The organism is Fodinicola acaciae (assembly GCF_010993745.1).
Taxonomy (GTDB): Bacteria; Actinomycetota; Actinomycetes; order Mycobacteriales; family HKI-0501; genus Fodinicola; species Fodinicola acaciae.
This window is the reverse complement of record NZ_WOTN01000003.1, coordinates 956,966-972,179: the sequence shown is the minus strand read 5'-3', so window position 1 is coordinate 972,179 and position 15,214 is coordinate 956,966. Positions and strand designations below refer to the sequence as shown.

The 15,214-nt window shown below is 65.7% G+C and carries 12 protein-coding genes and 2 pseudogenes; 7 read left to right on the top strand and 7 right to left on the bottom strand.

The window, feature by feature from the left end; genetic code table 11:
* Window positions 1-270: 270 nt before the first annotated feature.
* Both GNX95_RS30840 and GNX95_RS30835 read right to left on the bottom strand, forming a co-directional pair.
* A complete protein-coding gene (locus GNX95_RS30840; protein WP_163511196.1) occupies window positions 271-1,629 on the bottom strand; it encodes a hypothetical protein in 1,359 nt (452 codons plus the stop codon).
* 2 nt (window positions 1,630-1,631) lie between these two features.
* Window positions 1,632-2,162, bottom strand: a complete 531-nt coding sequence (locus GNX95_RS30835; RefSeq protein WP_163511195.1) for an RNA polymerase sigma factor — start codon at window positions 2,160-2,162, stop codon at window positions 1,632-1,634.
* A gap of 101 nt (window positions 2,163-2,263) precedes the next feature.
* On the opposite strand from GNX95_RS30835, the gene GNX95_RS30830 reads away from it, so the two are divergent.
* Window positions 2,264-2,437, top strand: a complete 174-nt coding sequence (locus tag GNX95_RS30830; protein WP_163511194.1) for a hypothetical protein — start codon at window positions 2,264-2,266, stop codon at window positions 2,435-2,437.
* Between the two features lie 797 nt (window positions 2,438-3,234).
* Here GNX95_RS30830 and istB read toward each other — a convergent pair.
* The 4 genes and pseudogenes from istB to GNX95_RS30815 all read right to left on the bottom strand — a co-directional run bounded on the left by istB (window position 3,235) and on the right by GNX95_RS30815 (window position 6,764).
* Window positions 3,235-4,068, bottom strand: coding sequence for an IS21-like element helper ATPase IstB (gene istB / locus GNX95_RS30825; RefSeq protein WP_163512035.1), 834 nt, complete (start codon window positions 4,066-4,068; stop codon window positions 3,235-3,237).
* An 11-nt stretch (window positions 4,069-4,079) separates the two neighbouring features.
* Window positions 4,080-5,174, bottom strand: a pseudogene (locus tag GNX95_RS30820) (IS21/IS408/IS1162 family transposase); the annotation flags it as partial.
* 240 nt (window positions 5,175-5,414) lie between these two features.
* Window positions 5,415-5,552: pseudogene (locus GNX95_RS44485) on the bottom strand (transposase family protein); the annotation flags it as partial.
* 471 nt (window positions 5,553-6,023) lie between these two features.
* Complete coding sequence (locus tag GNX95_RS30815) at window positions 6,024-6,764, bottom strand: SDR family NAD(P)-dependent oxidoreductase (protein ID WP_163511192.1); 741 nt, start codon at window positions 6,762-6,764, stop codon at window positions 6,024-6,026.
* Between the two features lie 398 nt (window positions 6,765-7,162).
* Here GNX95_RS30815 and GNX95_RS30810 point away from each other — a divergent pair, with 398 nt between their 5' ends.
* The 6 genes from GNX95_RS30810 (at window position 7,163) to GNX95_RS30785 (ending at window position 14,236) form a co-directional block, all read left to right on the top strand.
* Entirely contained in the window at window positions 7,163-8,176 is a 1,014-nt protein-coding gene (locus tag GNX95_RS30810) for an extracellular catalytic domain type 1 short-chain-length polyhydroxyalkanoate depolymerase (protein WP_222854058.1), read from the top strand.
* Between the two features lie 510 nt (window positions 8,177-8,686).
* Window positions 8,687-9,652, top strand: coding sequence for an alpha/beta fold hydrolase (locus GNX95_RS30805; protein ID WP_163511191.1), 966 nt, complete (start codon window positions 8,687-8,689; stop codon window positions 9,650-9,652).
* Window positions 9,653-9,678: 26 nt separating this feature from the next.
* A complete protein-coding gene (locus tag GNX95_RS30800) occupies window positions 9,679-10,845 on the top strand; it encodes an ABC transporter substrate-binding protein (protein ID WP_163511190.1) in 1,167 nt (388 codons plus the stop codon).
* Window positions 10,846-10,860: 15 nt separating this feature from the next.
* Complete coding sequence (locus GNX95_RS30795) at window positions 10,861-11,721, top strand: branched-chain amino acid ABC transporter permease (RefSeq protein WP_163511189.1); 861 nt, start codon at window positions 10,861-10,863, stop codon at window positions 11,719-11,721.
* The gene (locus GNX95_RS30790; protein WP_163511188.1) at window positions 11,718-13,535 is read left to right on the top strand and encodes a branched-chain amino acid ABC transporter ATP-binding protein/permease; all 1,818 of its coding nucleotides are present in this window, start codon (window positions 11,718-11,720) and stop codon (window positions 13,533-13,535) included. The genes GNX95_RS30795 and GNX95_RS30790 overlap by 4 nt, the downstream gene beginning before the upstream one ends.
* 65 nt (window positions 13,536-13,600) lie before the next feature.
* On the top strand, window positions 13,601-14,236 hold the full coding sequence (locus GNX95_RS30785; protein ID WP_163511187.1) for an ATP-binding cassette domain-containing protein: 636 nt from the start codon (window positions 13,601-13,603) through the stop codon (window positions 14,234-14,236).
* A gap of 215 nt (window positions 14,237-14,451) precedes the next feature.
* On the opposite strand, the gene GNX95_RS30780 is transcribed toward GNX95_RS30785, so the two are convergent.
* Window positions 14,452-15,213, bottom strand: a complete 762-nt coding sequence (locus GNX95_RS30780; RefSeq protein ID WP_163511186.1) for an SDR family NAD(P)-dependent oxidoreductase — start codon at window positions 15,211-15,213, stop codon at window positions 14,452-14,454.
* Between the last annotated feature and the right edge of the window lies 1 nt (window position 15,214).

Below are 15,214 nucleotides of genomic sequence, written 5' to 3'. Positions count from 1 at the left end.
TGCGTGTATTGGCACCTCGGGTGGTGGCGCGAAGGGATTAAGTCTTGACATCAGCGACGCGGGATCGATGTGCTCCCCATCGACACACCAGCCGGGTCAGCTTCTGCACTGCTGTTTCGGGGCGGTTCCGACAAAGAGCTGAAGCGGGGACCGCCGTCATTCCGCCCATCATTGTGGTTTTGGTGGGCTGCGGAATCTGGTCGCGATTTGTGGCGGCGGTGGTCCCTGATGGGCCTGGCGTGTTTCTGTTGGCCCATCAGGGATCGGGGGTCAGCCGCCTTGGCCGCGGCTGGTGTAGGGGACGACGAAGACGTTTGGTGGCTCCAGGCCGGCGTGCCAGTCTGTGCCGTTCTCGGAGACGATCCAGGTTGCCGGTGCGTACTTGTCGCCCGACCGGGTGGTGACTTGTGCGGCGAGCCCGCCGGTGGCTGTGCGGCCGAACCACACGATGTCGCCACCTTCGTACACGCGTCGGAAGGACTCGCCTTGGTCGTGGCTGGTCCACAGTTGTGTTCTGCCGGAAGCGGTCTGCAACGCGACGACAAGCCCACCGTGGGGAAGGGCGACCACACCGGTCAGCGTTCCCGCGGGCAGATTCCGCGCAGCGGCCGGCGACCACCGGGTCGCCCGATCGTGCGCGACGAAAACCGCAGGTCGAGCGCTGACCGTCCCGACAGCGTAAGCGTGCTCGGTGTCGTACGCGTCCACGTGCATCAGCTGCCGTTGACTGAACGCGACCGTCCAGCTCTTGGCGCCGTCACGGCTGATGACCAGCTCGGTCCGGTTCGGGTTGCGGGTCGTGATCGCCCAGTACGTGCCGTCCGTGCTGGGGTGGAGGTATTCATCAGGCCCCTGGGTGACCAGGGAACCGCCGATCTGGTTCCGCAGCGGATGCGGTGTCCCGGTCGTCGGGTCGATCGCGCGTAGCTGTGTGGAGTTCGGGTCCTCGGCGTGCGCGATGACCGCCCAGCCGGGCGGGACGGCGGCCACGGGTGCACCGGGTTTCGGCATCGGTGCCCAGCTCTGGCCGCCGTCCCGGCTGACGAACTCACCGGTCCGGGGCTCGCCGACGACAACCGTCTGTCCGGGGCCGGCGACCGGGCCGGCCGGTTCCGACGGCGGCGGGATCGAGGACTCACTCGCGTTCACGGTGACCGCCATCGGTACGGCCGCCGGCAGCGTCCATCCTTGCCAGCTGCGGCCACCGTCCAGTGTCCGGATCAGCGCGAAGTGAGCGTTGCGCAGCTTGGCCAGCGAGTACGACCGCCATGCGTCGGGGGTGCTGGTTTGCAGCAGTTGCATCCGCTGACCCGGGTCGACGGGAGCGCCACGCAGCGAACCGTGAATGGGAGCGGGCAGGCTGGGCGGGTTGCCGGCCGGCGCCGTCCACGGCGCGGTCGCTGCCGGCAGCTCCCGTTCGGTGGCGCCATCGCCTGGATGTGTGACCACGATCGTGCCGGCAAGAACCGCTCCCACCACGATCGCGGCGGCGGCGGGAGCCATCAGCGCGCCGGTCCGCCGCAGCCGCCGCCGGCTACGGCCGCGGCGGCGGATCGCGACGAGATCCGGCATGCCAGCAAGCTCGCCGGCCCGCTCTCGCACGTCGGTGAAATCAGCGGGACTAACCATCGCTATGCACCTGCCTTCGTATCAACGACCGTCGCCGCAACCGCCTCATCCGCCAGCAGCGGACCGAGCGCCGTACGACCTCTGGACAAGCGGGATTTGACCGTGCCGTCGGATACACCGAGCGTGGCCGCGATCTCGCCGACCCGCAGATCGGCGATGTAGAACAACGCCAACACCTCCGCCTGCGCGGCGGGCAGCTGGCGGATAGCCGTCATCACCGCCACCCGATCCGGCGAAATGTCCTCGACCACCGGGTCACGGTCGACGGCCACCCGCCGCAGCAGCCGAGAGTGCAGCCGCGCACGCCGCCACCGGCTGACCGCGATACGGCGGCACACCGTACGTAGCCACGCTTCCGGGCTCTGCGCCGCCAGGACCTTCTCCGGTCGGGAAACCGCCTGAACGAACGCCTCGGAGACCACATCCTGCGCTTCGGCCATGCTGCCGGTCAGCGCGTACACGCTCACCACCAGCCGCCGATACGTGGCGCGGAAGATCTCGTCGAGGCCCAGATCGGCGTCGGAATCGCTCATCCTCTTCCCGTCAACTGTCAGACGGAAACGCCTGACCCAGCGCAGTCTCCGTAAGCCGTCAATGTCACCGGGTATGTCAGCTGGCAGACCCATCCGGTTCCATGCCACACGCGATCTCCCAAACCAGCCTGCGCGCCTCCGACAAGCGAGAGGTGATGGCTACGGCCGAGGCGCTCATCGGCGACGAGCGCCTGTCGCACACTTCGGCGGGTGAGATGCTCGCGGAGCGGTTCGGCATCAACGGCGTACCGCGGCAGCCCAGCGGCCCAAGCTGAGGCGGACGTACGGACCCTGTACGGCCGCGTCTGCCGAGGGATTGGCGGGCGGCGGTGAACAGTTCGACCTTCGTCCGGTTGCGGGGTCGTTCGGGTCGGTGTCGCTGTCGTAGCGGACGGCCCAGCTGATGCCGTTGACGCCCGGGACGCGTCGGCCGACGATGCGGGCGCCGCCGCCGGCGGGTAGGTGGTGGTGGGCGGTGTAGGCGACGCTGCGGGGGGACTTCGCGAACACCGCCGTATCGACTCCTTGGTGCTCAAGGTTGCGGCGCCTCCTCGTCTCGCGAGCGAGGTAGACGGCCGGGCGTCGACGCGCAGCCAAAGTATGGTTCGAATGTCGGTTCGATACCGTCTCGTCGCCCAGAGGTGGCGTACACGACGAGAACGTTTTCTACAGCCCGCGGACGGTGCTACCGACACTTCTCGGCAAGTTTTGAGCAGGAGTGTGACTTTCTCGGGCCTGCGGCGGCCCTTGGTCGACGTAAGCAAACGCGTACGACTTGGGCTCACGGAGGTTGCGCTCGTGTTTGTTCAAAAACGCTCGTCGAGAGACTTATCTCGCCGGCTCTCTCGGTCCGCTTCTCGCTCAGTCCCACTCTGGTCAGCACGAATGGCGCCAGAGCGGGGCGACGAGAATGCGCCAAGCGAGAACGAGGAGCTCGTCTCGATCGCGCGGCAGGAGAACGAGAACGCTCACTGCTGGAACTGGGTCAGTTCGCGAAACGTGTCAACGGCGCGCGAATTTTGACCCACTTTCGGCATCTGAATTTTGACCCTCTGTGTGTACGGTTTGGTGGTTAGTCTTCGCTGGTGGTGGCCGCGGGGACGCGGCCGAGGTCGCGGTCTTTGAGTCGATAGCTGTCTCCTTTCAGGGCGATGACTTCGGCGTGGTGGACGAGGCGGTCGATCATGGCGGCGGCGACCACGTCGTCGCCGAAGACCTCGCCCCAGCGGCCGAAGACCTTGTTGCTGGTGACGATCAGGCTCGCGCGCTCGTATCGGGACGAGACCAGCTGGAAGAACAGGTTCGCCGCTTCGGGTTCGAACGGGATGTAGCCAACCTCGTCGATGACCAGCAGCGGGTACCGGGCCAGCCGGGTCAGTTCGACCTGTAGCCGCCCGGCGTGGTGGGCGTCGGCGAGCCGGGCGACCCACTCGGCGGCGGTGGCGAACAGAACCCGGTGTCCGGCCTGGCAGGCCCGTATCGCCAACCCGATCGCCAGGTGCGTTTTACCGGTCCCAGGTGGTCCGAGAAAAACAGCATTTTCCTTTGCTGTGACGAAATCAAGTGTACCGAGGTGGGCGATCACGTCCCGTTTGAGACCACGAGCGTGGTCGAAGTCGAACTCCTCCAACGATTTGCGGGCCGGCAGTCGGGCCGCGCGGATTCGACCTTCGCCGCCATGGGACTCTCGCGCGGACACTTCGCGTTGCAGGCAGGCGACCAGAAACTCCTCATGCGTCCAGGATTCGGCTCGCGCGCGGTCAGCCAGCCGAGAGGCGGACTCGCGTAGCGTGGGTGCTTTCAACGCACGCGTCAAAAACGCGATCTCCGCGGTCATGTCCCGGCCTGCCGCAGCCGTCTTCGCCGCTGTTTTTGTTGGCGTTCCTGATGATGTTCTTGTTGGCATTCGAGCAGCCATCACGCCACACCACCGTTCGCGCCGCCGATCGCGCCATCAGTCGTTCTGTTGTGACCGCTGTTGTGACCGCTGTTGTGGTCGCTTTCGACGCCCAGGGCGGTGTCGTAGTCGGCCAGGCACCGTACTTCCACCTCTGGCTCGTTGACCGCTCGGAGCCGGCGAGTACGCGCCGTGCGGGCTTGGCGGAGCATGTTGGCCGCTGTCACGTGGTTGGGGTCGGAGAGGGTCTGGTGGCAGGCCCAGATCCGTTCGTGGTCGGCGGCGAGCTTGCCGTCGTAGAACACCCGGACCCGTTCCAGGTCCGCTACGACCTCGATGCGGCGGCCGATCACGACCGGGGACACCGAATAATCGTTGGAATCCAAGCGAATGTAGTAATCCCGCGGCAGCCGCAGCGAGGATCGCCACCCGGTCGCCGGCGGCACCGGCGGCAGGCTCAGCATCGCCGCTTTGTCGGCGGCGATACGGTCACTGGGCGCGCATCCCAGCGCTCGACGGGTCCGAGTGTTCGCCACGGCCAACCAATCACGGAGCTGGGTGTTGAAGTCCGCTGGTGAGGTGAACTGGCGTCCTGGCAGGAACGAGGTTTCCAGATATTGGTGCGCTCGTTCGATAATTCCCTTCGCCTCCGGGTCAGCCGGGCGGCAGACGATCACCTTCGTGCCCAGTGTTCCGCGGAATGCCTGGCATTCTTTGGTTAATTCGACCTGTCCGCCGCGCCAGCGGCCGATCGCGCCCTCGCCGTCCCAGACCAGGGTGCGTGGTACGGCACCCAGCGCCTGGAGCAGCTGCCACCAGCCGGCGAACAGATCCTCAGCCGTGCGGCTGGGAATCAGCAGCCCTGCCAACGTTCGGGAGTATCCGCAGACCATGGTCAACACCGGCAACTGCTTCGGTCCGCGGATCTGCCCGAACCCGACCGGCACCTTGATCGGCGGGAACCAGAAATCGCACTGCGCGATATCACCCGCGACATAGCCAGCACGCGACGCCGGGTCCGGCGGCAGATACGCCGGCCGCAACTCCGCCACCCGCGCCGACAGCACCCGGATCGACCGAGACCAGCCGATCCGCTCCGCGATCACCGTCGCCGGCGGCACTGCGCCAATCTCGGGATCGGCCAGACCTCGGACCAGGCGCAGAAGGCTGTGACGGGCAGCCGGAAGCCCCAACCGGGCAGCCAGACGAGATCCAGCACGGCCAGCCAGCGCGAGCCCGATCGATTCCAGCATCTTCGTCAACTTCGGGGTTCTACGGGCGTATCGTTCGGCCACATCAGTGACCTGCTCGGCGAACGTCCGCTTGGGACAGCCGGCGTTGCCGCAGAAGAACCGGCGCACCTTCAGCCTGATCAGCACCTGCTGCCCAGCCACCGCAGCGTCGGCGAGCCGGCGCTCATAACGACTGTGCACCCTGGACGAGTCACGCCCGCACGCCGGACACTGCCCCGTTTCCGCCCGCGGACGCGCCACGATGACCACCTGGCCACCGGCTCGCCCAACCGACTCGATCGCCACGCCCACAAGATGAGGCAACAAAACCCCGACAACGCCATGATCACCGCACCGCGAAGATGATCACAGAACCCCACAAACCAGCCCGCCCGGGGCCAACCTGATCACGGAAAGTGGGCCAGAACCAAAATTCGCGCGCCGTTGACAACGTCCGCATGCAACTCAAGCCGTGCTCCGCGCCGGATGATCCGTCCGATGCACAGCGGAGCGAGGTCGGGGAACAACACATTCAGACTACGATCGTCGCACCAGCTGCATGATCAACTACGTCAGCGATCTGCCAGCTGTCGGGGGGGCAACCCATCACGAACTTTGAGCCAGAGCCAGAGCCAGAGCCAGAGCCAGAGCCAGAGCCAGAGCCAGAGCCAGAGCCAGTATTCACTGGCCACGGACACTGCAGTGCTAAAACGATGAAATCAGGTTCCTGCGCTAAGCCCATGACAGTCCTCCGCTGACCTCGAGTACATGTCCATTGATGTAGGTGCTTTCCGGGCCGGCAAGAAATACGGCAGCGTCGGCGATTTCTGCTTCGTGGCCTGTTCGGCCACGCACCATCTTCCGGCGATATATTGGCCATACTTTGGCGTTGGCCTCGACGGCGTATCCCATTCCGGTGCTGATGAAGCCGGGAGCTATACAGTTCACCAGAATGCCCTCGCGGCCGAGTTCTATCGCACCGACGCGCGTCAGCATCTCGATTCCAGCCTTGGCCGCGCAGTACCCTACGGCCCCGATCGTGGGCCGTGAACCGAACACCGAGGACATGGTGATGATCCGTCCGGACGAGGATCGTTGCAAGTAGGGGATGGCTTCGCGAACGCACAGGAAGGTTCCGGTGAGGTGAGTGGAGATCACCTCATCCCATCGCGCGGGATCGAACCGCTCGATCCGGGCGTCGTGACCGATGCTTGCAGTCGTCAGGAGGATGTCGATTCCGCCGAATGCGTCAGCGACGAACTTCATGAGTTCTGCGACCGACTCCTGGTTTCTGACGTCGACCGGGTGGAACTTGGCGCGATCCGGAAAGTCGTCGATTAATTGCTTGACGTTACAGTCGTGCCGGGATGCACAGTTCACCCGGGCTCCTTCGGTGAGGTAACGTTCTGCAATCTCTCTTCCCAGTCCGCCCGTTCCTCCTGTGATGACCGCTACTTTGTCCTGCAATCGCACAGTCGCTCCTGTCCGCGCTGAGAATTACGTTCTCGTCACATCCTGCGGCAGCGCGGCCCGTCCGGTACATCAGAAAAGAGAACGAGCCGATCCCATAGCGGAACCGTTAGGCCATTCAGCCCATGGGTCGCCCCGGGGCGGAGAACAAGAATTGTGAATATGCAAAAGTGTCGACAGGGAATGCATGCACGCGATTTTAATCGCTCTCGTAAATTGATACTGTGATCATATCGAATATATAAACGCAAATCGACAGATGCAAAGAAGTGATTTGGCAGAGTGTCGACAACACATAGTATGGGGGGCGCTATGTTCTCAGGCCCCATATGTCCAGGTGAAAACATACTGTACGGTCCGTTCGTGCGGGGGTGTACGTTCCGTCAACCAAAGGAGTTGTGGTGTACACGACGAAAAGATTGAACGTAGAGCGCCCGAAAAGTTTCCTTGTCGCTTTCCTGGGCGTATTGTTGCTTATCGCTGGGTTTATCTCGGCCACGGTAGCGGCATCCGCCGCCGAGGCGGCGACGCTCCGCCAGGTTCTGGCCTTCGGCTCGAATCCCGGCAACCTGCGGATGTACATATACATCCCCGATGCCGCGCCGGCGAACATGCCGCTCGTCGTGGCCTTGCACGGCTGCACACAGGCCGCCTCCAGCTATGACGACGCAAGTGGCTGGACGAAGATGGCGGACACCTACAAGTTTGCGCTTGTGTTCCCGGAGCAGCAGATTGCGAACAACCCGCTGGCTTGCTTCAACTGGTTCAAGCCTGGGGACACCACACGCGACAGCGGGGAGACGTTGTCCATCAAGCAGATGGTCGACCGCGCGAAGGGCGAGTCCTCAATCGACACCAAGCGTGTCTATGTGACCGGGGTCTCCGCCGGCGGTTTCATGACGTCCAACCTGCTGGCCGCCTACCCGGACGTGTTCGCGGGCGGAGGGATCGTCGCGGGCGGGCCCGCTGGGTGCGCATCCGACTCCGTCTCCGCGTTGCTCTGCATGAACCCCGGCATCATCAAATCGCCTCAGCAGTGGGGAGATCTTGCTCGTGGCATGTATCCGTCCTGGCGCGGCCCCTGGCCGAAGGTGTCCATCTGGCACGGTGGGGCCGATCGCACGGTCAACGTCATGAATCTGACCGAGAGTATGGACCAGTGGACCAATGTCCACGGTGCGGACCAGATGCCGAATGTGCAGGACACAGTCCGCGGCTACCCGCATCGGGTCTATTACGACTCATCCGGCGAGCCGGTCGTCGAGACGTACAACCTGACCGGGCAACCGCACGGCCAGCCAATCGATCCCGGAAGCGGTACCGAGCAGTGCGGGGTTGCCGGTGGCGCTGGGATGACCGACATGAATATCTGCGCCGCCTACTACCTGGCACGGTTCTTCGGCCTCGCGGGGTGACACGGGCGGTGTGGGGTGATGCCGACATCATGTTTCCCCGACGGCCCTGCGGGATGGCTGCGTGCTGGCGAGCTCGGACAGCGGCAGCGCGCAAGTCGGCACGGGTGCGATGCTCGTGGGTCTCGGCCTCGGGTGCGGTCTCGGCGGCATCACCTTGAATTCGGCAAAGATAGAGTTATCCGGCGCAAGTGAATTGTCACGATTCCAAAAGTAAGTAACGCATGCGATTATCGACCGTGAGTGTCCAGGTTGATCCAGCTCTTGATCATGAAGTGCAGTATGACTCAGTGAGCTGTCACCGGGACGATTCCTGGTGTATTCCGGCAGGTGACCCGCCGGAAGTGCCTCTTTGGAACGCGGCGTGAGCGGAATGCGTTAGTGAGCTGAAGGGCTGTGATCGCCGGAAATAAGCCGGCGATCACAGCCCTTTGCCAGCCGCTCCCTCGGTTCCCGGGGGCGTACCGCCACCACATAGAACCGCCGGGACTGTGCCGGTCGATCACATAGCCTGTGGTCAAGCGCTTGCCTACCGTCGTCGACGACGGCCCGTGGCCAGTTTCCCGGGCGACCTCCAATGAAGAAGGCGTTGTGGGCGTGACAGAAACTCGATCTCCCGACCAGTATATGGTGCCGGGTGCGGACGGTGCCGAACTCGCCGTCGCGGACTGGCCCGGCTCGCGAGGCGCGCTCGTGTGTGTACACGGGCTTACCTCGCATTCCCGTGCCTTCGCCGGACTCGCGACGGAACTGCGTGAACACCGGATCCTCGCGATCGACTGCCGTGGCCGTGGACAGTCCTCCGCCAAAGGACCGTTCGGTCTGACGCGTCATGCGGACGACCTCGCTGCCGCCATCGACAGCAGGGGTGTCGAACGGGCCACCGTGGTCGGCCACTCGATGGGCTCCTACATCGCCGGTGCCTTCGCCGCACGGTATCCCGACCGGGTCGAGCGACTCGTCTTCGTCGACGGTGGCTACCCCCAGGACGTGCCCGCCGGTGTCACCCCCGACCAACTGCTCGACGCCAGCCTCGCCCTCTATCTCACGAAGCTGCGCAGGTCTTGGACGAACCTGAACGAGTACGTGGCGTTTTACGAACAGACCCCGGTGTACTCGAACGGCGTCGACATATACGGGCGAGCGCACTTCGGCTACGACCTCATCGGCAAGGAGCCGGAGATGAGGGCACGGGTATCCATGGAAGCTGTTCGCGATGACTGGCGAGAACTGCTCGATAGGGAGGCGGTCGGCGCGCGACTGGAGGCCGTCACCGTTCCCCTGCTGCTCATTCGGGCACCCGGCGGACTGACCGGCACCGGTGACGAGGTGGTCACCGACCATGTGCGGGACATCATCACCGCGAAGGTGCCGAAGACGCTCGTCGTCGATGTTCCCGGCACTAACCACCACACGATCCTGCTGTCCGTCCCGGGTGCCCGCGCCGTCGCCCGCGCTATCGAGGAGTTCACACGATGAGGCCCCTCCGACATACCCGACGCTCCGTGCTGCGCCGGCTGGCGGTCGCACTCAGCGCCTCGGTCGCCCTGGCGGCCTGCGGCGCGAACGGCTCCGGCACCGGCGTAGACGCCAAGCACATCGTCATCGGCGTTCACGGGCCGAAGTCGGGTCCGGCGGCAGCGTTCACCGAGGGGGCGATCGCGGGCTTCCGCCTCTACATCGACCAGATCAACGCCCAGGGCGGCATCGCGGGAAGAACGATCGAGATCGTCGAGGCGGACGATCAGTACACCGTCTCCGGAGGCGCTGCGGCCGCCCGCCAGTTGGGCGACAAGGTTTTCCTCGCCTACAACATCATCGGCGCCGACCCGGCGATCGGCGCGCTACCCGAGTTCGAGCGACAGGGCACTCCCTACCTGACCGTCGCCGCGCCGCTCGAACTCGCTCAGGAAAGCAAGGTGGCGTTCATCTTCCCAACGCCGCTTGAACTGCTGGCCGAAGCCGTTCCGTCGTTCACCCAGACCTCGCTGGATCCGCAGGGAACAAAGAAGGTCGGTCTGATGTGGGAGAACCAGGATCTGATGCGTGAGATGCGCGATCACTTCACCGCGGTGGCCAAGGAGGCGGGACTCGACATCGTCGTGACGGAGAGCTTTGACCGGGACGCCGCGTCGTACGTGCAGAACGTCAAACGGGTTCGCGACGCCGGAGCCGACCTCGTCGTCCTGCTCGGTGGCGTGGCGGTGCCGGAGGTGCTCAAAGCGGCCAAGACCATCGGCTACGCCCCGACGTGGACCGGTGCCGGGGCCTGGACCTTCGACATGATGAACGCGGCGTCCGGAGGCCTCATGGAGGGCGTCCAGGCGCTGCGTGCGGGCCCGGTTGCCGACGCACCGGACTACAAGGACTTCCTCGCCCGGCTGCACAAGACACGAAAGCCTTCGCCGACCGACGAACTCGGCTACTCGGGTTGGGCCGGGGCGAAGCTCATCGAGCAACTGCTGCGCCGCCTCGGCGGTGACTTGACCCGGCAACGGCTGCTCGATGAGCTCAAGTCGGGTACGTCCGAGGCCAACCCGATCCGGATCGATTCACTGCCGCCGATCTGGTACGGGCCTGACCGTCGGTACGGCAGCGCCGCCGCGATGCCCAGCATGGTCCGCGGCGGGCACTGGGTCATCACCGGTAACCCGGCCAGCCGGTTCAAGTGACGAGGCAGGCACGACATGGGCACCCTGGTTCTGAGTGGCACCGTCGCTGGCCTCATCTACGGTCTCGTCGCCTGCGCGATCGTGTTCGTCTACCGCGCGAGCCGAGTCGTCAACCTGGCCCAGGGCGACATCGGCATGGTGGCCGCGTTCGTCTTTCTCTCCCTGAGCGTTCACGGTGACGTGCCCTATCCGCTGGGCGTGGCGGCGGCGCTGGCCTGCGGTGGCCTGTTGGGGTGGCTGATCAACCGCCTTGTGATCAGCTCCCTCGGGGAGCGTGACCAGGGCACCGGGCTCGTCGTGACACTCGCGTTGGCGTCGATCCTGCAACTAGTCGCGCTCCAGATCTGGGGCGGCTCCGCGTATCACTTCCCGCCATGGATCGGCGGCTGGGCCGGGGTGACGATCGGTGGCCTCACCCTGCGCGGACCCGAAGTGCTCGCGCTCGGTGTGAGTCTGCTCTTCGTAGTCGCCGGGTCAGTGCTCTACCAGCGGTCTCGCCTGGGACTCCAACTCCGCGCGGTGTCCGAGAGCCGCCAGGCCGCGGCCACTCTCGGGGTGCCCGTCAAGCGCATCAGCGGCTATGCCTGGCTACTCGGCGGCATGATGAGCGCGGCGGCCGCACTGCTGATCGCGCCGCTCACCCGTTTTGATCCCCACTTCATGTTCGCCGTCATGACCAGTGCCCTGGTGGCCGCGCTACTCGCCGGATTCAGTTCCTTTCCGGTGGCCATGGGTGCCGCCGTACTGATCGGCATTCTCAGAAGCGTCGTCGGCTTCCAGTTCGGTATCGCCGGGATCGACCAGGCGCTCCTGCTTGTCTTCGCGGTCGCGGTACTGCTCGTCAAACCCCCCGCCGCGCTCAGGACGGTGAAATGATCCGCACCCGTAGACTCCGAAACGTCGTCACGCCCGTCACGATCTTCGCCTTGCTGCTCGCAGCCTGCTGGTTGCTCGCTGCGCAGGGCAACACCTATGTGGTCTACCTGTACGGCCTTGGCCTGGTCTACGCCACGGCCGCGCTCGGGCTGCACCTGCTCGTCAACGACTGCGGAGACATCTCCCTGGCACAGGGCAGTCAGGTGGCGCTCGGCGCCTTCGTCGGGGCGCAGCTGTTCCCTTTGGTGTCCGGACCACTTGGAGCTGTACTGCTCCTGGCCGGAGCGGTCCTGGCCGGGGCGCTGGCCGGGGCGATTGTCTCGATTCCCATGCTTAAGCTGCGTGGGATTGCGGTCGCCGTGGTCACCCTGCTGCTCAACGCCGCGATCTTTCATTTCGTGCTGCGGTTTCCCGATTTCGTCGGCGGGTCAGGAGGGCTGCGGCTGCGCTCCGCTGACTGGTTGCCCCGCACCGACATCGATGCGGTCGTTTTGTTGACGGTGCTCACCGTAGTCGTCGTGCTTGTCGTGCAGGCGCTTCGTCGCGGTCGGTTCGGACTCGGGCTAAGGGCCATCCGGGCCAACGAGAAACTCGCCCGCTCAGCCGGTGTTCCGGTGTCGTGGTATCGGACGGCCGCCTACACGGTGGCTGGGGGCACCGCCGGCGTCGCGGGCGCGATGTGGGCGATCTTGCACCACGGGGTCGCACCATCGGCGTTCACCGACGCCTCATCGCTACTGCTGCTTACGCTCGTGTTGCTGGGGGGCCGAGGCAGCGTCACAGGGCCGGTCGCCGCCGCCCTCGGTATGAGCGTGCTGACCGGACTGCTGGGCGGTTACGGCACCATCGTCTCCTTCTTCGCGCCGATAGTACTGATCTTCGTGCTGATCAAGCATCCCAGCGGCCTCAATGAGCAGATCACGGTGGCGGGAAGTGCCCTGCGGGCGCTGACCGCGAGACTTGGCCACCGCTTTCGCGACAACGGACCACCGGCCGCCGAGGCGTATGCCACGGCGCGGACCCCCAGTTGCCCCGCCAAAGACACCGGCAACGAGGTGCCGCCCGCAGGCCCGCCCCCACCGAAAGACGCACCCGTGGCGCTGCGCTGCTCCGAGGTGGACGTCACCTTCGGCGGGCTGGTCGCGGTGGGCGCGGCATCTCTCGAGGTGCGAACAGGCGAGGTACTGGCGCTCGTCGGACCCAACGGAGCAGGCAAGACCACCCTGCTGAACGCGCTCAGCGGGCATCGCCATCCTGATTCCGGCACGGTCTGGCTAGCCGAACGCGACATCACCAGGACACCCGCGCATCGTCGCGCGATGCTCGGGCTGCGCCGCACGTTCCAGACCGGCGGCCACCTGCCCGCGGAACCGGGTTTCGAGCACCTGCGCCTAGGTACGCACGTGCGCCGCGGCATGTCCGGCGACGAGGTCGTGGACAGGGTCACGCAGCAGCTGGGACTCTCCCGGGCCGACCTTGAGACACCCGTAGCCGGGCTGTCCGCAGGCACTGCGAGACTTATCGAGATCGGCATGGCAATGGCCGTTCCCAGTCAGGTGCTCTTACTGGACGAGCCCACGGTTGGACTGACCCCGGACGAAAGGCGGCAGCTGGCCGACACGCTGCGGGCACTGGCGGCTGACGGACTGGCAATCGTGCTCGTCGACCACGACACAGCGTTCATCCGCAGGGTTGCGCACCGGGTCGTCGCACTCGATGCCGGCCGGATCATCTCGCAGGGCACGCCCGAAGCCGTGTTCACCGACGCGGTTTTCGTCACCGCGTACCTGGGATCATCGGAGGCTCTCGTATGACTGACCCGCGCAACGCTGCCCTACTCCGAGCGCGGGGTCTGGTCGCAGGGTACGGCGGTCGGCCGGTGCTCGGCCCGCTCGATTTCGCACTGGGCACCGCGGGCACGCTGGCGCTTGTCGGACCCAACGGCGTCGGCAAGAGCACACTGCTGAAGACACTCGCCGGAGTCCTGCGCCCGCTGGCCGGTGAGCTCACGTTCCGAGGCGATCCGGTCGGCGCGGCGCCGGTCTACGTCCACGCCCGGAACGGCCTGGTACTTGTCGGCGAACACCGGGCCAATGTGCTGCGCGGCTTGACGGTCGCCGAGAACCTCGACCTTGCCGCCGGGCGCCGCCCGGCAGCTGCCTTCGACGCGTTCGCAGTGTTTCCCCAGCTCGGCGAGCGACGCCGCCGGCATGCGGGCACGCTCTCCGGCGGGGAGTTGCAGATGCTTGCGCTGGCCATGGCACTGGCACTCGGACCACGCTGCCTGCTGCTGGACGAACCATCGGCAGGCCTGGCACCGATCGTGCTCGCCGATGTCCGTACCGCACTCGACGAGCTGGCCGGCCAGTCGAGCATGGTCATCGCCGAACAGAGGCCGGACGTCGTGCGGGGGCTCTGTGACCGCGTCGCGGTGGTCGCAGGGGGCAGGCTCAGCTATCTCGAGCGAGGCGCGGACTTGTCGAGGGGAGCGCTCGGTGCCGCCTACTTCACGTGACGGGCACTTCCACTTGGCGAACTGACCAGCCGCAACCGAGTGTCAACCTCGGTGAATTCCGGCCGCAGGGGGTTTCGGCCCCCTCGTTCATGGCTGGCCTTGTCCTCCCCTGCGCGCTGGTGTCCCAGCACCGCGCCACCTGGGACGAACAGACTCGAGTCGGGCAAACCCTGGAGGCTGGGGAAAGGACTTGTGAGAGCAAGAAGAGAAGCGGGTCAGCGGTTGGTCATGCGCAGCCCGCCGTCGAGGCGGATCGTCTCTCCGTTGAGATACGGGTTACGCACGGCGCTCAGCACAAGATCGGCGAACTCCTCCGGATGACCGGTACGCGGCGGGAAGGCGAGATTCTCCAGGAGGTCGGCACGCGTGGCGAGAGGAAGCAACCCCACCATGGCTGTTCCGAAGATACCCGGCGCGATGGTCACCACCCGCACGCCGTGCGGACCCAGATCCCGCGCCGCGGCGAGGGTGAGCCCGACGATTCCGCCCTTGGAGGCTGCGTAGGCGGCCTGGCCCGTCTGGCCTTCGAGACCAGCGATGGACGCTGTGTTCACCACGATGCCTCGCTCACCGTCCTCGGTAGCGGCGAGCGAGGCCATCGCCGCGGCCGCCAGGCGCAGCACGTTGAAAGACCCGGTCAGGTTGATCGCGACAATCCGCTCGAACAGGGCGAGATCGTGTGGTCTGCCCTTGCGGTCGACCACCCGGCAGCCGTCGCCGACACCGGCACAGTTGACCGCGACGCGGAGCGGCCCCAGATCGGCCGCGGCATTCACCGCCTCGGCCACCTCGGTCCGATCGGTGATGTCCACGTGGACGAACTTGCCGTCGATGGAGTCGGCGACCGCTTGTCCGGAATCGGCATCGCGGTCCAGCAACACGACCCTGGCCCCGGCTTCAGCCAATGCCCGCGCGGTCGCCTCACCCAGACCCGAGGACGCCCCAGTTACGAGCGCCACCGCGTTCTCGATCCGCATA

What these genes read in the sequence shown, in the direction of transcription:
- GNX95_RS30840 (WP_163511196.1), bottom strand. Translation starts at nt 1,629, where the DNA reads ATGGTTAGTCCCGCTGATTTCACCGACGTGCGAGAGCGGGCCGGCGAG.
- GNX95_RS30795 (WP_163511189.1), top strand. Translation starts at nt 10,861, where the DNA reads ATGGGCACCCTGGTTCTGAGTGGCACCGTCGCTGGCCTCATCTACGGT.
- GNX95_RS30835 (WP_163511195.1), bottom strand. Translation starts at nt 2,162, where the DNA reads ATGAGCGATTCCGACGCCGATCTGGGCCTCGACGAGATCTTCCGCGCC.
- GNX95_RS30780 (WP_163511186.1), bottom strand. Translation starts at nt 15,213, where the DNA reads ATGCGGATCGAGAACGCGGTGGCGCTCGTAACTGGGGCGTCCTCGGGT.
- GNX95_RS30830 (WP_163511194.1), top strand. Translation starts at nt 2,264, where the DNA reads ATGCCACACGCGATCTCCCAAACCAGCCTGCGCGCCTCCGACAAGCGA.
- GNX95_RS30790 (WP_163511188.1), top strand. Translation starts at nt 11,718, where the DNA reads ATGATCCGCACCCGTAGACTCCGAAACGTCGTCACGCCCGTCACGATC.
- istB (WP_163512035.1), bottom strand. Translation starts at nt 4,068, where the DNA reads ATGCCAACAAGAACATCATCAGGAACGCCAACAAAAACAGCGGCGAAG.